We start from the raw sequence: 19,297 nt of genomic DNA on the forward strand, positions 1-19,297 counted from the left end.
ACCTTGCGTACCTGGCTCATTCCCATTCCAGCTCCTTGTAGGCCTGGGTGACATTGCGGCCGTGATAGTCGTCGAACAGGGCCCAATGGTCGCGCTCGGCCGTCGCCACGGTGGCGATCGCCTCTTCCATGGTCCGGCCGGCGGCCAGGGCCGAACGGGTCTCGTCCTGGAGAATAGTAAGATAGCGCTCGAGCGGGCCGATTGCCTGGTCCAGCTCGACGGTCGCCGGACCGTGGCCCGGCACGGCCCGCACCGCACCGCTGGCGCGCAGCCGGTCCAATGCTGTGAGCCAGCCGGACAGGCTGCCGTCCAACGAGGGTGCACGGCCCACGAACAGGAGGTCGGCCGGGAACAGCAAGCCGCTCCCTTCGTCCAGCATGACGAGGTCGCAGTCGCTGTGCGCCGTTGCATAGGCGGCCAGGCGGATGCGCCGACCACCCAGGTCGAGCACCGTCTCCTCCTCGCCCACGGGCCGGGTCGGCGGGACGACCGGCCCTGCCGCGGCGTCGCCCAGGAGTTCGGTGAGCTGGCGCTGGTAATAGTCGCCGCGGGCGGCGAGTGCTGCGCCCAGGCGGTGGTGGCCCAGGATCTCGGGCGCATCGTCCAGAAAGGCACCGGTGCCGAAGCAGTGATCGGGATGGACATGGCTGACCACGACATGGCGGATCGGCCGCTCGGTGCGCCGGCGGATCTCCGTGCGCAGCCATTGCCCATCCGCGAGGCTGCCGCCGGGATCGGTCACCAGCACCGCGTCATCGCCGATGATGCAGCCGATATTGGCGATGCCGTTCGCGTTGGCGGAACTGGCATCCTCATCCGGACCGCGGCGTACGAACACGCCCGGGGCCACCTCGGCCAGGCCCGCGGAGCCGGCCGCCCTGCCCGCGGCCAGGCAGCCGCACAGGCAGATGCCGGCCTGGAGCAGCGTGCGCCGTGTCGTGCCGTACTGCAGCACCCGGCTTCCTCCCCTGGTTTCCCGCTCCCTGCAAGGTGCGGGCCCAGCACCCGATCCGCTGCAAGCCTAACGGAAAGGCCGAAGCCCGGCCAGCAGCCCGGTTCAGCCCAGCAGGGCTACCCCGACCACGCCCGCGGCCTGGCGGAGCTGCCGGTCGAAGGAGGCGAGCGGCAGGCCGTGGCGCAGGGCCAGTTCCAGATAGGTCGCGTCATAGACGGTGAGGCCCTGGCCGGCGGCCAGATCGAGCACGTCCCCCCAGACGGACTGGGCGGCGCAGGGTTCGATCTCCAGGGGCAGCTCGCGCAGGGTCGCCAGCGCCTGGCGACGTTCGGCCAGCGTGATGCGTTGGCGGCGCTCGGCCATCAGCAGGACATTGGCCACTTCCAGGAGCCACAGGTCCGGCACCAGGGCGCCCTCTGTACTCACCAGGTCAAGCAGGCGGTCGGCGCGCTCGTCATCCTCGCCGGGCAGGACCCAGGCCAGTGCCGCCGAGCTGTCCAGGACGCAGGCGCTCACCGGCGGCCTTCGTCCCGCCAGGCGCGCAGCTCCTCGTCCGTGACCTTCTGGCCGCGGGCGGCGATGGCGCTGCGCAGGGCCCGCAACCTTGCTGCCGCCTGGCCGGCATCGTCGGCAAGCTGTGCCGGCACCAGCCTTGCGATCGGCCGGCCGCGCCGGGTGATGGTCACCGGCCGACCCTGCTCGACCTGATCGAGCAGGGCGCTCAACCGGTTCTTGGCTTCGAAGACGCTGACCTGTTCCATGACCTGGCTAGCTGTAATGGCTAGCTATCAAATAGGCTTGGGGTAGCGGCGAGGCAAGCGAGCTGTCCTGAGTCATGGTAGCTGTTAGCTATCTGGTCTCGGTCGAACTGCCCTGCCCTTTGGCCGGTCCCCGCAGGGGGCGCCACCAGAGTCCAAGCCCGCCAGCCGACCGATTGCCGCCATGGAGCCGACGACCGTGCTGCCGCCGGCGGACGGGCCGGTCTTCGCCGCCGCGAGCTTCGGACTACGGCCGCACTATTGGACTCTGGTGGCGCCCTCAGGCCTTGGCGATCGCCGCGCGGGACGGGCGCAGCGTGATGCCCTGCTCGTGCACGTCGAGCCTGGCGCCGGGATAGACCGCGACGGCCAGTTCCAGGCTTTCCAGGAACTGGGCACGGAAGGCGCGCTGCCGCTTGAAGCCCGAGCCGAACTGGGCGTAGAGGGCCGGCCAGCTCACCTCGGTGTCGCGCTTGAGCGCATGGAGCCGGTAGGCCAGCCAGATATAGACGTCGAGCGCCATGGAGCGCGGGCCGATCGCGCGCAGGGACGCCTCGTTCACCGGCACGGGATGGTCGCACAAGGCGTGGTAGAAGGCCTCGTCCAGCCGCACCCGGTCCTGCCATAAGGATGGTTGGCTGGGCGTGCCGGACATGGTGATGGCTCCTTCCACGAAGGCGCCGTTGCGCAGGAGCTGCTGGTCGCCCAGGCCGCCGTAAAAGGTCAGGCGGCACAAGGAGATGCGCTTGGCCTGCTCCTTGACCAGCCGGTAGCTGTTGCCGCCGATCGACAGGCCCATCCGGCCGAGCCAGACCTGCATGCTCCGGCCGAGCTCAATCTCGCGCGAGCGGGTCTTGACTGCCTCGGACTGGAGGAACAGCAGAATGAAGCGGGCATAGGAGCCGTAAGGCAGGCCGACCTCGTGGCCCTGCCGATCGACACCGGATTGGAGGATCAGGGTCAGGTTGTGCCCTTCTCGCTTCCAGATGGTCTCGCTCTGCTCCTTGTGCGGCAGGGAGGTCAGCGCGAACCCCGAATAGGTGAAGCCGATGCCCTCGGTCTCGTCGCCCAGCACCTGATAGGCCGCTTCCACCACCGCGCGCTCGTGGCGGGTGATCGCCTGGCGGCGCGCCTCGTCGATCCCGTGCTGGAGGATCAGCTGGTGGATGTCAGCCATGGGGCGGAAGACTGGGCAGAACGATCCACTACGTCAACTTGGACTCTGGTGGCGCAAGCTATTTGCAGAGATATTTGATTCTCTGAATATTAGTTGCGCCACCAGAGTCCAGGGGATAACCCCGCAAAGCGCCACCAGAGTCCAAGAAAGGCGCCACCAGAGTCCAAGTCCTCCTGTGGATAAGTCGGTGTCGGACCCCGGGCGGCCGGTTGCGCGCTCGGAGCGGGGCTAGATGATTTGTCCGACGTCTGTGACAGGATTGCAGCGGTCGCGGCCGCCTTCCGGGGTCAGGCCCGGCCGGCCAGCTCGCGCTCCAGTGCCGCGATCGCCCGCTCGAACGCCTCGCCCTGCACCCAGCCATGCCGGTCGACCAGGGCATGGAAGGCGTTAAGGGTCTCCGGGCGGACCTTGATGTTGAGCTGGGCATTGCGCCCGGTGCGGTGGCGGCGCTGCGCGCGCCTGGCCGGCGCTTCGGCAGGCGGGGCGGCCGGGGCGGCCGGGGCGGCGGGCTTGGGCTCGCGACTGCGGAAGCTCGCCCGCTCGGAGATCGCCCGCACCTCTTCCGGCGGGGCCGCCTTGTGGGCCGGCGGGCGGGGCTGGAAGTCGCTGAGGTCGAAATCATCGTCGCCGAAGATGCTGGCGCGCCCGCCACCGGTCTGGCTGCTCATCCGTCCGCTCCCACCTCGACTGAAGCCGCCCCGCCCGCCTCGTCCCGCGGCCCGCGGCGCAGCATGGCGACCACCTCGGCGGCGAACGCGCGCGCGTTCACGATCGCGGCGTCCAGATTGCTGACTTGGCCCGGGCTCAGTGCCTCCAGCGTGCCGCCGAACGAGAACATGGCGCGAAAGGCGTCGCGCTCGTGCAGATGGGTGTCGAAGGCCAGCACGCCGTGGCGGCGGAACTCGTCCTGGATGAAGCCCAGCGTGCGCGGCCGGATCGCGGCACTCGTGCGGGTGAACAGGACCGCATAGGCGATCTGGCGGGCGAACGCCTTTTCCTGCTGGCGGATCAGCTTGATCGCCTTGGCGGCCTGGGCGGCGTCGAGCTGCGAGCCCTGGGTCGGGATGATCACGAGGTCGGCTCGGCTGATCGCATAGGCGACCATCATCGACGCGGTGCCCTCCAGGTCGACGATCACGAACGCGGTCCGCTGTGCTGCCGCCTCGATCTCGTCGATCACCGTGTCTTCGGTGACGTCGGCCCGCACGGTGAGATTGACGGGCCGGCCCGGCCGCCTAGCCCAGTCGGACACCGGCTTGTTCGGGTCGGCATCGATGATCGTGACCGCCGCACCTTTGCGGGCCAGCTCCACGCCCAGCAGCACGGCGGAGGTGGACTTGCCAACCCCGCCCTTGGGACTCGCGAACACGATGATCGGCATGCCGCCCCTTCCGCCTGTGCGACCGCCCGCCAACCGGGCTAGCTGGTAGCTATCAGCTAGCATCGGGGGAGGCGATGGCGGTGCTGCCACAATGGGCGGGGATTGCGCTGCGGGTGCCGTAGGATAGCGGATAGCTACCAGATAGCCGACGAGTAGCCGTCGGCGGCCGGGCAGCAATGGGAGGGCGGGGAGCACCGGTCGGGACAACCGGCTGCCTAAGCGAAAATGATAGCTGGTAGCTACTTGGTACCACGTTCTAGTGGCATTGGCGGGATGCGCAGGCCCCTGCCCTGCTGATCATGTCGCATGATGGCCGGTGCTCATGCCTGCCGGAGGAGTCGGGTAGCTGGTAGCTATCCGCTAGCCAGAATGGGGGGCTGAGGCGAATAGAGGTGTCTGATGCTTCAGGATCATGTCGGAAGAACTGGAGATATCTGGTAGCTATCCGATAGCCGTTGATGCTGCTGCCGTTTGGGATCGAACGAGGCCGGAGGACGGAAGCGCAGCCAGCCGGCAGCGGACGGTGCTCCAGCATGGCTGGCAGCAGAAAGCTACTAGATAGCTGATCGCTACCGGATAGCTATCCGGTAACCCCCAGCCGCCTCGACCGATCACATCGACCTCTGCATCGGGTAACCCCGGTCCGGAGGACCCGAGGCGCTCCCGGCCCGCAAGAGCACCGACCAGCCGAACAGTCTGATGGTCAGGTCAGCGCCGAGGGGCAACTGTCATGCGGAGCTGGGACGCCTCTGACGGGGCAAACGGATAGCTGGTAGCTATCAGCTATCCGGCGCCCCCAACCGTCCATCGACATGGCGGCTTTAGAAGGCGGGAAGGGAGCCGGTCCTGGATCGTCCTCAGGCGGCTAGCCGCCGTCTTGCGGGTGCCGCGTAGCTGGGGGAGCCAGCGATCCGGTGGCGCCGGACCGCGCGCATCGGGGGGGCCGGCGAGGGGAGGGGGCCGACCTCGGGGGAACTGCTGGCCACATCCGGGGAGGGGGCACGTCCCGACACAGTCGGCCTGTCATGAGATCCCAGCGCCAGGGCGGATTCTGCCTCGACTTTCGTGAGACCAGTCCGGCGTCAGCCGTCCAGGATCGGCCGGAAGCCGCCATAGATCATGCGCTGGCCGTCGAACGGCATGGTCATCTCCTTCATGCGCGGATCGGCCATGATCTTCTGCATGCCGGCGTCGCGGATCTCCTTGGACGGCCACTCGATCCAGGAGAACAGCACCACCTCGTCCTCCTTGGCCTGCACCGCGCGCCGGAAGTCGGTGAGTTTGCCGACCGGGACGTCGTCCCCCCAGCACTCCACCATGCGCAGGGCGCCGTACTCCTTGAACAGCGGCAGGGCCTGCTTGGCATGGGCGAGGTAGGCCGCTTGGTTGGCCGCAGGCACCGCGGTCACGAAGCCGTCGACATAGCTCATCGCATCCTCCCTGGAATGGGCGGCAACGCGTGCCGGCTCGCCCGACTACCCACGAGGAGCCAGGGGGGCCGATAACGCTTTACCACACGGTTAACCATAGCGGTGTCCCCGGCAGGGTCAAGCCGGTCAGGGGAATGCCGCTCCGGCAGGGGAGGGGGCGTCCTGCGCCACCATCGGTCCGTGCCTTGCAAGAGGCAGCACGTGTGACCACCGACGCCCGGCCGGATTACATGCCAGTCGTCCAGCGTCGGCAGCCGGAAGGGCGTGAATCGCGGTGGCGCATGTCGATGCCATTCTGCTCCATGGGCTGGAACACGCTGGTCGCCATGCTTGGCCCGACAGCTAGCGTACCGAAAGTTGGGGTCAGTTCGTGATGCGCACGCATCTGGGCTGGCATGGCCGCCACGAACGGCCAGCGGGTGCCCTGCGGTCCGTTGCTCCTCCCTTTCCGGATGAACCCGAGCTTCTGCCTCTTCGTCATGGTCGGCATGACGAAACAACAGGAGTGCAAGTCGTCGAAGATGAGTGATCCGCTCCGGACGTTCTGCCCGCCCTAGTGCCGGGGCGGGCCGCGTGCTGGCAAGCAGGCCGCTACGGAGCGTTCAGGGACGACGGTCGGGGTCCAGAGGAGGCGGCGCGTCGTCCTGCAACGGACGTGTCGGGCCGGGACAGGGCGTTTGATTCAAATCAATGCCCGGCCGGTACGGCCGCCTAGGGTGCCGCGGCGCGGAGCTTCTCATCCAGGCGCGACGCACGCCGCGTGAACCTCGATGACACTGCCTGCTTCAGGCAGGCTTCGTTGGAATGGATCAGATTTGGTCATGAGAAACCGTCGATGACCGAGACCACGCCCTGGGTGGTGACCGCCCTGATGACCGTTGTGGCGCTGCTGGGCCTGGTGCTCGCGAGCCAGGCCACCGACGGCGGCTTCGCCCTGTTCGGCTGGGCACTGATGATCTTCGGCATCGCCATGATCATCGGGGTCCACAGCAGGGACGGCGCCAAGTCGCGTGGCGACCGTCCCTGATGCCCAGCGCCCGCCCGCTCAGCGCCCGCCCGCTCAGCGCGTTCCCGACGGGGCGATGAAGCCCGGCGCCATCTGGTCGGCCCCGGTCGACGCCGTGGCCGCTCCCGCCAATACCAGGTCCTTATACGCGTGCCAGCTGGCATGGCCGATCAGCGGCAGGACCACGATCAGGCCCAGGAACAGGGTGGCGATGCCCACACCGGTGAACAGCACGATCAGCACCGCCCAGAACAGCATGACCACAGGGTTGTGGCGGACCACCCGGACGCTGGTGACGATCGCGGTGAGCACGTCGGCCCTTCGGCCCAGCATCATCGGGATCGACACCGCCGTCACCGCGAAGGTCAGGCCGGCGAACAGCGCACCCACCGCCGTGCCGAACGCGAGGAACGGCAGGCTCTCCGGCCGCAGGAAGGTGTGGACGATCAGGTCGTGGAGCGGCGGCGGGTCCATGCCCCAGTACAGCATGAAGATCATCGCACCGATCCGGACCCAGGTGAGCAGGATCAGCAGCAGGATGAACCCCATCACCCCGAAATGGCGGGGATTGCGGGTGATCGCGAGGGCGACGCTGCCAAACGAGATCGGCTCGCCCGCCGCGTGGCGCCGGCTCACCTCGTAGAAGGCCAGACCCATGAACGGACCCACGATCATGAAGCCCGCGGCGAACGGCAGGACCAGATACACCAGGTCGGCCAGCCACAGGCCGACGCTCAGCAGCGCCCCGGCGATGGCCAGGATCAGGCCGAAGGCCATGCTGATGGCCGGCGCCCGCAGCATGTCGCGCCAGCCGGCCGCCAGCCATTCCCAGGGCCGGTCCAGCCCGACCCTTCGGATGTCCGGCACCCGGACATCAAACGATGAAATCATCTCGGGCAACGAGCATCTCCATGACAAAGCAAAGACTAGAGGAAATTTAGTCAAAATGCTGAAGTAAAGCTAGACAATTCAAGTCAATCTTATGAAGATATTTGAATGAACTTGATCGAGATAAAGTAACTATCCCGATCCCTCGATGCGTCCAGGCGGTGCTCGAAGCGTCTCGACGATGGAATGGCAAGGGCAGCGTCCGGCTGCCAAAGATCGGGTACAGCAAGATGGCTACAGCCTTGGCCTCGATCGGGGGCCTGCCGGCAAGAACACGCTATGACGAGGATGTGGTCCGCCTGTTCGTCATCGCGGCGACCTTCTGGGCGATCGTCGGGTTCCTGATGGGGGTGCTGATCGCCTTCCAGCTGGCCTACCCCGTCCTCAACCTCGGCACCGAGTGGACGACCTTCGGCCGGCTGCGCCCGATCCACACCTCGGCGGTGATCTTCGCCTTCGGCGGCAACGCCCTGATCGGCACCTCGTTCTACGTGGTGCAGCGCACCTGCCGCGCCCCTCTGTTCGGCGGCCCGATGCCGTCGCGGTTCGTCTTCTGGGGCTACCAGCTCTTCATCGTGCTGGCGGCGTCCGGCTACGTGCTAGGCATCACCCAGAGCAAGGAATACGCCGAGCCCGAGTGGTACGTCGACCTGTGGCTGACGATTGTCTGGGTCACCTATCTCGTGGTGTTCCTGGGCACGGTCCTGCGCCGCACCGAGCCGCATATCTATGTGGCCAACTGGTACTACCTGGCCTTCATCATCACCATCGCGGTGCTGCACATCGTCAACAACCTGGCGGTGCCGGTCAGCTTCTTCGGGGCGAAGAGCTACTCGGCCTTTTCCGGTGTGCGGGATGCGATGGCCCAGTGGTGGTATGGGCATAACGCGGTCGGCTTCTTCCTGACCGTGCCCTTTTTGGGCATGATGTATTATTTCCTGCCCAAGCAGGTCAACCGCCCGATCTGGTCCTACCGGCTCTCGATCCTCAACTTCTGGGCGCTGATCTTCCTCTACATGTGGGCCGGGCCTCATCACCTCCACTACACCTCGCTGCCCGACTGGGCGCAGGTGCTGGGCATGGCGTTCACCATCATGCTGTGGATGCCGTCCTGGGGCAGTGCCGTGAACGGCGTGATGACCCTGTCGGGTGCCTGGGACAAGCTGCGCACCGACCCGGTGATCCGCTTCATGGCGGTCTCGGTGGCCTTCTACGGGATGAGCACGCTGGAAGGCCCGCTCATGGGCGTGCGCCAGGTCAACGCGCTCAGCCACTACACCGACTGGACGGTCGGCCACGTCCATTCTGGGGCACTCGGCTGGGTGGCCTACATCTCGTTCGGTGCGATCTACTATCTCGTGCCGCGCCTGTGGCGGCGCGAGCGGCTCTACTCGAACACGCTGGTCGAGGCGCATTTCTGGATCGCGAGCCTGGGCATTGTCCTCTACATCACCGCGATGTGGGTCTCGGGCGTGATGCAGGGCCTGATGTGGCGGTCCTACGACCAGCTGGGCTTCCTGCAATACTCGTTCATCGAGACGGTCGCCGCCATGCACCCGTTCTACGTCATCCGGGCACTCGGCGGGGTGATGTTCCTGATCGGCGGCCTGATCATGGTCTACAACCTCTGGCGGACGATCCGCGGCGATGAGCGGGCGGAAGCGCGCGACACCGCGCTCGCCGCCCCGGCCGCGGCGGAGTAGGGGGGCGCACGCATGTTCTACCGCCTGCATCAGTTCGCCGAGCAGCGCGCCTTCATCCTGGCGATCTTCATCCTGGTGACCGTCTCGATCGGCGGCCTCGTCCAGATCGTGCCGCTGTTCGCGATCGAGAACACCATCGAGCGGGTGCAGGGGATGCGGCCCTACACCCCGCTCGAGCTGGTCGGGCGCAACATCTACATCCGCGAGGGCTGCTATGCCTGCCACAGCCAGCAGATCCGGCCCTTGCGCGACGAGGTCGAGCGCTATGGCCATTACAGCCTCGCCGCCGAGAGCATGTACGACCATCCGTTCCAGTGGGGCAGCAAGCGCACTGGGCCGGACCTGGCGCGGGTCGGCGGCCGCTATTCCAACGAGTGGCATGTCGAGCACCTGATCGACCCGCAGTCGCTCGTGCCGGCCTCGGTGATGCCGAGCTACGCCTTCCTCCTGGAGAACCGGCTCGATCCGCGCGACATCGCCGACCATCTGCGCGCGAACCGATCGGTGGGCGTGCCCTATACCGACGAGATGATCAAGAACGCCCGGGCCGACATGGCAGCCCAGGCCGACCCCGATGCCGACACGACCGACCTGCTCGCCCGCTACCCCAAGGCGATGGTCGGCAATCTCGACGGCAACCCGGCGACGCTCACCGAGATGGATGCGATGGTCGCCTATCTGCAGATCCTCGGCCGGATGGTGGACTTCACCGACGTGCGCATCGAGGACCTGACACAATGAGCGAGGCTACCAACCCATGTCCGACCTCTATGTCTGGCTCCGCTCCTTGTGGCTCCTCTGGCTGGTCCTCCTGTTCGCGGGTGCCATCGCCTGGATCTACTGGCCCAAGCGGCGCGACCAGCTCGAACGCCACGGGCAGATCCCGTTCAAGGACGAAGAGGAGCCTTGAGCCATGACCGACCGCCTCGATCCCACCCGCCCGGTCTCCCACGAGGCGATGCAGGCCACCCGCGAGATCAAGGACGTCCAGGACAAGCTGGCCTTCGGCGACAACCCGCTGGCCCATCTCGAATGGGACGGCATCCGCGAGCTGGACTATCCCCCGCCACGCTGGTGGGTGATCACCTTCATCGGCACGGTGCTGTTCGCCGTGCTCTGGTCGATCCTCTACCCGTCCTGGCCGACGCCGTTCGGCGTCTGGCGCGGGATCCTGGGCTATGACCAGCGCGTGGTGGTGGCCGAGGACATCGCCCGTGCCGAGGCAGCACGGGCACCGCTGGTGCAGGCGATCGGCACGGCCGAGCTGACCGGCATCCAGAACGATCTGGGCCTGATGAACTTCGCGATCCGCGGCGGCCAGGTCGCCTTCAACAACAACTGCGCCCAGTGCCATGCGCTGGGTGGGGCCGGGCAGGGCTTCTTCCCCACGCTCGCCGACGACGACTGGCTATGGGGCGGCACGCCGGAGGACATCGAGTTCACGATCCGGCACGGCATCCGCAGCGGCACCGACGAGACGCGCGACAACATCATGCCGAACTTCGGCGCGGATGGGATCCTGACCAGGGAGCAGATCTCGGACGTCACCGACCATGTGCTGGCCATCAGCGGCGGCGAGCACGACGCCGCGGCGGCCCTACGGGGCGAGTCCCTGTTCGCCGAGAACTGCGCCGTCTGCCATGGCGAGGGGGGCGAGGGCCTGCCGGAGCTGGGCGGGCCCCGGCTGAACGATGCGATCTGGCTGTATGGCGGCGACCGCAGCCACATCTTCAGCCAGATCCACCGTCCTGCGCACGGCGTGATGCCTGCCTTCGAAGGCAGGCTCGACGACGCCACCATCAAGATGCTGGTGGTCTACGTCCACGCGCTCGGCGGTGGGCAGTAAGCAGCAACGGGCAATGAGCATCCAGAGCATCACGAACCGGCGCGAGGCGGCGGAGCGGCTGGACCTGGCCGATCCCGCCGCCCAGCGCGTCCTGCCCAGGCGCAAGCGAGCGGAGCCCACGATCGGGGTTGGCCGGGTCTATCCGCGCGCCGTGCGCGGCCGGTTCCGCACGATCAAATGGACGGCCTTATGCGTCTTCCTGGCGATCTACTACCTCCTGCCCTGGGTGCGCTGGGACCGCGGGCCGGAGGCGCCGGACCAGGCAGTGCTGTTCGACTTCCTCCGGCAGCGCATCTTCCTGTTCGGCATCGAGATCTGGCCGCAGGAGATCTATTACGCGACCGGCCTGTTGATCCTGGCGGCGCTCGCCCTGTTCCTGGCGACCAGCCTGTTCGGGCGGGTCTGGTGCGGCTACGCCTGCCCGCAGACCGTCTGGACCGACCTGTTCATGTGGGTGGAGCGGCTGATCGAGGGCGACCGCCGCGACCGGATGAAGCTGGACGCCCAGCCCAACGGCCCGGCCAAGCTCCTGAAGAAAACCGGCAAGCACGCAGTCTGGCTGCTGATCGCCATGCTGACCGGCGGCGCCTTCGTGATGTACTTCAACGACGCGCCGACCGTGGTCCGGCAACTGCCCACCCTGGAGGCCGGCCCGGTCACCTATTTCTTCTTCGGCCTGTTCACGCTCACGACCTATCTGCTGGCCGGCTGGGCGCGCGAGACCGTGTGCACCAACATGTGCCCCTGGCCGCGCATCCAGGGCGGGCTGCTCGACCAGGACAGCCTGGCGGTGACCTACCGGGACTGGCGCGGCGAGCCGCGCGGGCCGCACAAGCGCGGCGAGAGCTGGGCAGGGCGGGGCGACTGCATCGACTGCCACCAGTGCTTCATGGTCTGCCCGACCGGCGTCGACATCCGCAAGGGCCTGCAGCTCGACTGCATCGGCTGCGGCCTGTGCATCGACGCCTGCAACGAGGTGATGGACAAGGTGGACCGGCCGCGCTTCCTGATCTCCTGGGACAGTGCCCGCAACCAGGCGCTCCAGGTCCAGGGGCAGGCGGCAAGCTGGCGGCTCCTGCGGCCGCGCACCGCCGTCTATGGTGCCCTGTTCCTGGCGGTCGCCCTGTTCATGACCGGCACGTTCGCGCTGCGCTCCAATGCAGGTGTCGATGTGCTGCGCGACGCGGCACCTTTGTTCGTCCAGCTCTCGGACGGCAGCATCCGCAACGGCTACAGCCTGAAGATCCGCAACACCGCGCACGAGACCAGCCGGTTCGAGGTGAGCGTGGCGGACCTGCCGGCCCGCTACCGGCTGATCGGCGACAGGGAGGACCGCGCCCTGGCGCCGGTGGTGAGCGCCGATCCGGGCAGCGTCACCTCCGTCCACCTGTTCGTCATCCTGCCCCGCTCGGTCATGACCGGACCGTCCATGAATGTCGGCTTCGTGCTGCGCAATGTCGAGACGGGCGAGGTCATCCTGGCCGAGAGCATCTTCCGAGGGCCGTCATCATGAACGCCAAGGGCATGCCCGCCCATCGGGCCGTCAGGCCGGCACCCGTCTCTCCCGTGGACGCGCGGCAGGAGGCGCGCAGCCGGCGCATCGTGCTGGGCTCGCTCGCGGTCTTCGCGCTGATCGTGTTCGCGATGAACGGTTTTTTGATCATGATGGCGGCGAAGACCTGGACGGGCCTGGCGGTCGACAGCCCCTATGAGCGCGGCCTGAGCTACAACCAGACGCTGGAGCAGGCCCGTGCCCAGACGGCGCTCGGCTGGCAGATGGAGGTGGCCTTCCGCCCCTCCGCTCCGTCCGAGGGCAGGCTCGACGTGACGCTCCGCGATGAGGCGGGTCGGTCGATCAGCGGTGCCGAGCTGGAGGTCGTGCTGGTCCGGCCGACCCAGGCGGGCAGCGATTTCCGCGCCTATCTGAACGGGGTCGGCAGCGGGGTCTATCAGGCGGAGCTGGCCTTCCCGGCGGTGGGTGTGTGGGATGCCTACCTGGCCGCCCGTGCCGGGGAGAATTCCTACCAGCGGCGCGAACGGCTGCTGGTGCGATGAATGCCACCCTTGCCGGACGCGCGGCCGATCCCACGATCGAGCTCCAGCCGACCCGGCCCGACGACATCCAGGCCTTCGTGCGCCGCCAGCCGGACGGGGCGTGGGCACTCGACCTCATGGTCGAGGGCGCCCATTGCGGCGCCTGCATCTCCCGGATCGAGCGGACCCTGCGGCGCCACCCGGGCGTGCAGGCCGCCCGGCTGAACCTGTCCACCCGGCGCCTCCATGTCGCCTGGCAGGGTGCCCGGGAGGACGGGGCGGCCCTCCATGCCGCGGTCGAGGAACTAGGCTATCCTGCGGTCGCCTTCGACCCGGAACGGCTCGAGGCGGACGGTGCCGCCGGCCAGCAGGACCTGCTGCGCTGCGTGGGCGTGGCGGGCTTTGCCGCCGCCAACGTGATGATCCTGTCGATCGCGGTCTGGTCCGGCCATGCGCTGGACATGGGGCCCGGCACGCGCGGCCTCCTGCACTGGCTGTCCGCCCTGATCGCTTTGCCGGCCGTGGCCTATGCCGGCCGGCCCTTCTTCACCTCGGCCTGGCGTGCGCTGCGCGCCAGGACCACCAACATGGACGTGCCGATCTCGGTGGGCGTGACCCTGGCCTGCGCCATGAGCCTGTCCGAGACGATCCGCCATGGGCCTTACGCCTATTTCGACAGTGCGGTGACGCTGCTGTTCTTCCTGCTGATCGGCCGCTACCTCGACAGCCGGGCGCGCGGCCATGCCCGGGCCGCGATCGAGCGCCTGATGCTGCTGCGCGCGGCCAGGGTCACCGTGCTGGAGCCCCATGGCGGCCAGACCGTGATGGCGGCCGACCAGGTCCGGCCCGGTGCAATCATCCTGGTGGCACCCGGCGAGCGGATCGGCGTGGACGGGCGGATCGTCAGCGGCACGTCCAGCCTCGACAACAGCCTGGTGAGCGGCGAATCGTTGCCGGCCGCGGTGGAGCCGGGCGACCGCGTCTATGCCGGCACGCTGAACCTCGACAGCGCCCTGCGCATCGAGACGCTCGCCGTGGGCGAGGCGACGCTCCTGAGCGAGATCGGCCGCCTGATGGAACTGGCCGAGCAGCGCCGCGGCCGTTACGTGGCCCTGGCTGACCGGGTGTCGCGCTACTACGCGCCGGTGGTCCACTTCTTGGCCCTGCTGACCTTCTTGGTCTGGACGTTTCAGGTAGGGGTGATCTGGCAGATCGGCCTGCTCCATGCTGTGGCCGTGCTGATCATCACCTGCCCCTGCGCGCTAGGCCTGGCCGTACCGGCCGTCCAGGTGATCGCGAGCGGCCGGCTCCTGCGCCAGGGCGTGCTCCTGAAGTCGCCGACCGCGCTCGAGCGCTTGGCCGCGGTCGACACGGTGGTGTTCGACAAGACCGGCACGCTGACCGCCGGGCGCCCTGAGCTGGTCGATCGGGACCGGGTGCCGGAAGCGGCACTGGAGCTGGCGGCCGCCATGGCCATGAGCAGCAAGCATGTGCTGGCGCGCGGCCTGGTCGCCGCCTGCCCGGATGTCGCGGCCCTGGACGGCGTGCGCGAGATTCCCGGTCGGGGCCTGGTCCTGGCGACGCCCGAGGGCGAAGTGCGGCTGGGCCAGCGGGACTGGGCCCTGGAGGGCCTGGCCGAGGTCGGCGCCACGCCGGACGGTCCGGCGCTGCCGGAGATCTGGCTGGCCCGCCCCGGCCAGCCGCCCCAGGTCTTCCGCTTCGAGGACCGGCTGCGCGAGGATGCGCTCGCCACCGTGCGGGCTCTCAAGGATCGGGGCTTCCGGGTGGAGCTCCTGTCCGGCGACCGGCCGGAGGTGACCGCCAAGGTGGCGGGTCAGCTCGGCATCGCGCACTGGCGGGCCGGCGTCGGCCCCACCGCCAAGACTGTCCATCTCCAGGCCCTGGGGCGAGACGGCCGCCACGTGCTGATGGTGGGCGACGGGCTGAACGACGCGCCGGCTTTGGCCGCGGCCCATGTGTCGGCCTCGCCGTCCACCGCTGCCGACATCAGCCAGACCGCGGCCGATGTGGTGTTCCAGGGCCAGCGCCTGGGGGCCGTGCTCGAGCTCCTGGCCGTGGCCCAGAAGGCGGAGCGGCTGGTGCGGCAGAACATGGTCCTGTCGATCGGCTACAACGTCCTGGCCGTGCCCTTGGCCATGATCGGCCTGGTCACCCCGCTGATCGCCGCCGTGACCATGTCCTCCTCCTCCCTCCTGGTGGTCGGCAACGCCCTGCGCCTGGCCAGGCCCAGCCGATGAGCAGCAGATGAGCATCATCGGCTTCCTGATCCCGATCGCCCTGTTCCTGGGCGGGCTCGGCGTCATCGCCTTCATCTGGTGCGTGCGCAGCAACCAGTACGAGGACCTGGAGGGTGCGGCCTGGCGGATCCTGGAGGACGAGGACGAGCCGCCGGGCCAGGGCCCGGGTCGCGGCGGCCGCGGCGGCTGATGCTTGCCGCCTTGCGGATGATCGACGCCGGCTCGGCCGGCTGATAAGTCGCAGGAGATAAGAACGAAGATCGACAGGGAGGCGAACATGGGCAGGTTTCGTGCCGTTGCCGCAGCCGTTGGCATGGGGTGGTGCCTGGCGCTATCCGCCGGGACCGCCGTGGCGTTCGATCAGGGCGACCTGATCCAGCCGATCGACAAGAAGCTGACCTTCGTGTTCGTGCCGAAGGTCGTGCATCCCTGGTACGACGTGGTCAAGGCCGGCGCCGACCATGCCGTGGCCGAACTGAAGAGTGGCGGCATCGAGGTAGAGGTGATCTGGGATTCGCCGCCCCAGGCCGACGTCTCCGACCATAACCGCCGGATCGAGACCAATATCGGCCGGCACCCGGACGGGCTGGCCGTGTCCTGCCTGGATCCTGCCAGCAACGTGCAGCTCCTGGGCGAGGCCAAGGCGGCGGGCATCAGGCTCATCACCTTCGACACGTTCTGCGCCGAGGAGTTCGACTTCGTCGGCCACAAGGGCGACTTCCAGGACGGCTACGACCTGGCCGAGTTCCTGGCGGAGCAGATCGGCGACGAGGGCAAGGTTGGGATTCTTGCCGGCAGCCTGACCGCCCGCAACCATGCCGAGCGGGTGCGCGGCTTCAAGGAGGCGATCGCCAAGCATCCGGGCATCGAGATCGTGTTCGAGCAGCCGGACGACGACGATCTGGAAAAGGCGGTGACGCTCACGGAGAACGCGCTCCAGGCCAATCCGGACCTGAAGGGCATCTTCGGCGCCAACGCCTCCAACCCGATCGGGGCGGCGCGCGCCATCGCTAATGCCGGCAAGGCCGGCGAGGTGGTGATCGTCGGCATGGACGACCTGCCGGAAACCCTGCAGTTCATCCAGGACGGCGTGATCGCCGGGGTGAAGGCGCAGCGCCAGTGGGAGATCGGCTACTGGGTGGTGCGCTACCTGGTCGCCCAGAACCAGAACCACACCGTGCCCCACGAGCACGCAACCGGCTCACAGATCCTGACCAAGGAGCTGATCGCGCAATAGCGAGAACCCTTGCCTCAGCCTGAAAAGGGGAGGGCGGCCGCAGCCTGTGACCAGTCATGTCTTCGAGGCCAGGAGCGTGTCGCGGCGCTTCGATGCGGTGGTGGCGCTCGATCAGGTGTCGCTCGGCATCGGTGCCAGTGAGGTGCATGCCATCATCGGCGAGAACGGCGCCGGCAAGAGCACGCTGATGAACATCTTCTGCGGCAAGCTCCAGCCGAGCGGCGGCGAGCTCTGCCGTGACGGCCGGCCGCTGGTCCTGCGCACCCCGCTCGACGCGCAGCTGGCCGGCATCGCGATCGCCCCCCAGGAGGTCAACCTCGTCCCGGCCCTGACGGTGGCCGAGAACATCCTCCTGGGTGCGCAGCCGCAGGGCCGCCTGGGCATGATCGACTGGGGAAGAACGCGGGCGCAGGCGGCAGCCTGCCTGGCAAAGCTCGACGACACGATCGACCCGGACCTGCCGGTCGAGCGCCTGAGCAAGGCGCAGCAGCAACTGGTGCAGATCGCCCGCGCGGTGGCGACCAAAGCCAGAATCCTGATCTTCGACGAGCCGACCGCAGCGCTCACCGACCGGGAGGCGCAGCGCCTGTTCCGCTTCATCCGCAGCTTCCGGGATGGCGGCGGCTCGGTCTTCTACACCTCGCACCGGCTGGACGAGATCCTGGCCCTGGCGGACCGGATCTCGGTGCTGCGCGACGGCCGCCTGGTCGCTGAGCTGGAGCCTCGGCGTACCAGCAAGGACGAGATGGTGCAGCACATGGCCGGCCGGCCGGTGGAGATCGGTCCGGGCAAGGGGCACGATCTCCAAGACCGTCCGGTCGTACTCGAGGTTCAGGGGCTGACCCGCCCGCACGAGTTCGAGGACATCGGCTTTGCGCTGCACGAGGGCGAGATCCTGGGCATTGCCGGGCTGGTGGGCTCCGGGCGCACCGAGCTCGGCAAGTGCATCTTCGGCGTCACTTCCGCCAAGGCTGGCAGCATCCGCCTGTTCGGCCAGCCGTTCTCCGCCAGCCATCCGGCCGACGCGATTGCCAGGGGCCTCGTCTACCTTCCGGAGGAGCGCAAGCAGGAGGGAATCTTCCCGCTGCTCAGCATCGCCGAGAACATGGCCATGCCGGCCATGGACCGGTTCCGCCGCCTGCTGGGCCTGCGCTTCAACGAGATGGTGGGGGAGGTCGAAACCTATGTGCGCAAGGTCGGCATCAAGATCGGCGAGCCCGGCGATGTAATCACCACGCTGAGCGGCGGCAACCAGCAGAAGGTCATCCTGGCCCGCTGGCTGATGAAGCACAGCAAGGTGCTGATCCTGGACGAGCCCACGCGCGGGATCGACGTGAAGGCGAAGTTCGAGATCCAGTCCTTCCTGCGCGGCCTCGCCCGGCAGGGGCTGTCGATCATCTACATCTCCTCGGAACTCCAGGAGGTGCTGGACGTGGCCGACCGGATCCTGGTCATGCACGAGGGCCGGGCCAAGGGCATCCGGCCGGCCGGGGAGGCGACGCAGGAATCCCTGCTGGCGCTGGCGATGAGCTGAAGGCAGGGGGCGATGACACACGAGATCACCGGCACGGCCGGGAGCCGGCCGCGGCGGGCAGGCCCTGCCGAATTCGTCCGGCGCTTTCGCCAATGGGAAGCCAGCGGCATCCTGATCGCGCTGATCGTGCTGGTGGTGGCGCTGAGCCTGGCGGCGCCGAACTTCCTTTCCCAGTACAATCTGAGCGTGGTGGCGCGCCAAGCGTCCTTCGTGGGCCTGGTGGCACTCGGGCAGACCCTAGTGCTGCTGATGGGCGGCATCGACCTGTCGGTGGGGGCGGCGGCCGGCCTTTCCGCCATCGTGGGCTCGCTGCTGCTGACCGCACTGGGCATCCACCCTTATCTCGCCCTGCCGCTCACCATGCTGTTCGGCCTGGCCTTAGGCTGCATCAACGGCTTCTTCGTGGCGAAGCTGCGCCTCAACCCGTTCATCGTGACGCTCGCCTCCTGGGAGGTCTTCGCCGGCCTGACCCTGGTCATCACCAAGGGTGCGCCGATCCGACCGCTGGGCGAGGATTTCCGGGTGTTCGGCCAGGGCAGCTTGTTCGGCGTGCCTGTGCCGGTCCTGATCTTCCTGAGCGCCGGCCTCATCCTGGCCTATGTGCTGGCCAGGACCCGGTTCGGCCGCAACATCTACGCGGTCGGCGGCAATCGCGAGGCCGCCAGCCTGGTCGGCATCCGGGTCTGGCGGATCGAGTTCCTGGTGTTCGGCCTGGCCGGCATGTTCGCAGCACTCGCCGGCATGCTCTATGCCAGCCGCATGGACGCAGGCCAGCCCTCGGTGGGCGAAGGCTGGCTGATGGGGGCGATCACCGCCGCGATCCTGGGCGGGACCAGCCTGCGCGGCGGCCAGGGCAGCATCGTCGGCACCATCCTGGGTGCTTTGCTCATGGCGGTGCTGGCCAACGGCATCGTGCTGCTCAACGTGTCCGGCTACTGGGAGCGGGTGATCATCGGCCTGGTGGTGCTGATCGCGATCCTGGTCGACCTCTGGCGGCGGCGCTGACCAGGGACCTGCGGGGATCAGGCCGCCAGCCGCAGGAGTGCCCGCGCCTCGGCCGGCGTCGCCACCTTGTGCCCGGCTGCGTGGA

General features: G+C 68.1%; 20 protein-coding genes. 12 read left to right on the plus strand and 8 right to left on the minus strand.

Annotation, left to right across the window (positions count from 1 at the left end):
- Positions 1-16: 16 nt before the first annotated feature.
- From EQG76_RS28395 to EQG76_RS28425, 7 genes are all read right to left on the minus strand, one after another.
- Positions 17-952: a quinoprotein relay system zinc metallohydrolase 2 gene (locus tag EQG76_RS28395; RefSeq protein WP_159718517.1), complete on the minus strand. Its 936-nt coding sequence runs from the start codon at positions 950-952 to the stop codon at positions 17-19.
- 105 nt (positions 953-1,057) lie between these two features.
- Entirely contained in the window at positions 1,058-1,471 is a 414-nt protein-coding gene (locus tag EQG76_RS28400; RefSeq protein ID WP_159718483.1) for a type II toxin-antitoxin system VapC family toxin, read from the minus strand.
- Positions 1,468-1,716 (minus strand): type II toxin-antitoxin system Phd/YefM family antitoxin, encoded by a 249-nt coding sequence (locus tag EQG76_RS28405; RefSeq protein ID WP_159718485.1) that lies wholly within the window; start codon positions 1,714-1,716, stop codon positions 1,468-1,470. The genes EQG76_RS28400 and EQG76_RS28405 overlap by 4 nt, the downstream gene beginning before the upstream one ends.
- A 277-nt stretch (positions 1,717-1,993) precedes the next feature.
- Positions 1,994-2,890 carry a replication protein RepA gene (locus EQG76_RS28410; RefSeq protein WP_159718487.1) on the minus strand — a complete coding sequence of 299 codons (897 nt, stop codon included), beginning with the start codon at positions 2,888-2,890 and terminating at the stop codon, positions 1,994-1,996.
- A 287-nt stretch (positions 2,891-3,177) separates the two neighbouring features.
- A complete protein-coding gene (locus EQG76_RS28415) occupies positions 3,178-3,558 on the minus strand; it encodes a stability/partitioning determinant (protein ID WP_159718489.1) in 381 nt (126 codons plus the stop codon).
- Positions 3,555-4,271: a ParA family protein gene (locus tag EQG76_RS28420; RefSeq protein WP_159718491.1), complete on the minus strand. Its 717-nt coding sequence runs from the start codon at positions 4,269-4,271 to the stop codon at positions 3,555-3,557. Before EQG76_RS28420 ends, EQG76_RS28415 begins: the two co-directional genes overlap by 4 nt.
- 1,082 nt (positions 4,272-5,353) lie before the next feature.
- Positions 5,354-5,701 (minus strand): DUF1428 domain-containing protein, encoded by a 348-nt coding sequence (locus EQG76_RS28425; RefSeq protein WP_159718493.1) that lies wholly within the window; start codon positions 5,699-5,701, stop codon positions 5,354-5,356.
- A gap of 835 nt (positions 5,702-6,536) precedes the next feature.
- Between EQG76_RS28425 and EQG76_RS28430 the strand changes: the two genes are divergently transcribed.
- Positions 6,537-6,728, plus strand: coding sequence for a hypothetical protein (locus tag EQG76_RS28430; protein ID WP_159718495.1), 192 nt, complete (start codon positions 6,537-6,539; stop codon positions 6,726-6,728).
- 33 nt (positions 6,729-6,761) lie between these two features.
- Here EQG76_RS28430 and EQG76_RS28435 read toward each other — a convergent pair whose 3' ends face one another.
- Positions 6,762-7,598 (minus strand): DUF2189 domain-containing protein, encoded by an 837-nt coding sequence (locus EQG76_RS28435; RefSeq protein ID WP_235031607.1) that lies wholly within the window; start codon positions 7,596-7,598, stop codon positions 6,762-6,764.
- 227 nt (positions 7,599-7,825) lie between these two features.
- Here EQG76_RS28435 and ccoN point away from each other — a divergent pair, with 227 nt between their 5' ends.
- From ccoN to EQG76_RS28490, 11 genes are all read left to right on the plus strand, one after another.
- Positions 7,826-9,298, plus strand: coding sequence for a cytochrome-c oxidase, cbb3-type subunit I (gene ccoN / locus EQG76_RS28440; RefSeq protein WP_159718499.1), 1,473 nt, complete (start codon positions 7,826-7,828; stop codon positions 9,296-9,298).
- A gap of 12 nt (positions 9,299-9,310) precedes the next feature.
- Complete coding sequence (ccoO, locus tag EQG76_RS28445; protein WP_159718501.1) at positions 9,311-10,039, plus strand: cytochrome-c oxidase, cbb3-type subunit II; 729 nt, start codon at positions 9,311-9,313, stop codon at positions 10,037-10,039.
- A gap of 16 nt (positions 10,040-10,055) precedes the next feature.
- Positions 10,056-10,208, plus strand: coding sequence for a cbb3-type cytochrome oxidase subunit 3 (locus tag EQG76_RS28450; protein WP_159718503.1), 153 nt, complete (start codon positions 10,056-10,058; stop codon positions 10,206-10,208).
- Positions 10,209-10,211: 3 nt separating this feature from the next.
- Positions 10,212-11,144, plus strand: coding sequence for a cytochrome-c oxidase, cbb3-type subunit III (gene ccoP, locus EQG76_RS28455; protein ID WP_235031606.1), 933 nt, complete (start codon positions 10,212-10,214; stop codon positions 11,142-11,144).
- A 13-nt stretch (positions 11,145-11,157) separates the two neighbouring features.
- Entirely contained in the window at positions 11,158-12,657 is a 1,500-nt protein-coding gene (gene ccoG / locus EQG76_RS28460; protein WP_159718505.1) for a cytochrome c oxidase accessory protein CcoG, read from the plus strand.
- The gene (locus EQG76_RS28465; protein ID WP_159718507.1) at positions 12,654-13,199 is read left to right on the plus strand and encodes a FixH family protein; all 546 of its coding nucleotides are present in this window, start codon (positions 12,654-12,656) and stop codon (positions 13,197-13,199) included. Before ccoG ends, EQG76_RS28465 begins: the two co-directional genes overlap by 4 nt.
- Complete coding sequence (locus EQG76_RS28470; RefSeq protein ID WP_159718509.1) at positions 13,196-15,436, plus strand: heavy metal translocating P-type ATPase; 2,241 nt, start codon at positions 13,196-13,198, stop codon at positions 15,434-15,436. The genes EQG76_RS28465 and EQG76_RS28470 overlap by 4 nt, the downstream gene beginning before the upstream one ends.
- Positions 15,437-15,443: 7 nt before the next feature.
- A complete protein-coding gene (gene ccoS / locus EQG76_RS28475) occupies positions 15,444-15,626 on the plus strand; it encodes a cbb3-type cytochrome oxidase assembly protein CcoS (RefSeq protein ID WP_159718511.1) in 183 nt (60 codons plus the stop codon).
- Positions 15,627-15,713: 87 nt separating this feature from the next.
- A complete protein-coding gene (locus EQG76_RS28480; RefSeq protein WP_200841203.1) occupies positions 15,714-16,673 on the plus strand; it encodes a substrate-binding domain-containing protein in 960 nt (319 codons plus the stop codon).
- 46 nt (positions 16,674-16,719) lie between these two features.
- Positions 16,720-18,207 carry a sugar ABC transporter ATP-binding protein gene (locus EQG76_RS28485; RefSeq protein WP_159718513.1) on the plus strand — a complete coding sequence of 496 codons (1,488 nt, stop codon included), beginning with the start codon at positions 16,720-16,722 and terminating at the stop codon, positions 18,205-18,207.
- Between the two features lie 12 nt (positions 18,208-18,219).
- Positions 18,220-19,212: an ABC transporter permease gene (locus EQG76_RS28490; RefSeq protein WP_159718515.1), complete on the plus strand. Its 993-nt coding sequence runs from the start codon at positions 18,220-18,222 to the stop codon at positions 19,210-19,212.
- Positions 19,213-19,297 lie beyond the last annotated feature (85 nt).

Origin of the sequence: Geminicoccus flavidas, assembly GCF_009806515.1 — a bacterium.
Classification (GTDB): domain Bacteria; phylum Pseudomonadota; class Alphaproteobacteria; order Geminicoccales; family Geminicoccaceae; genus Geminicoccus; species Geminicoccus flavidus.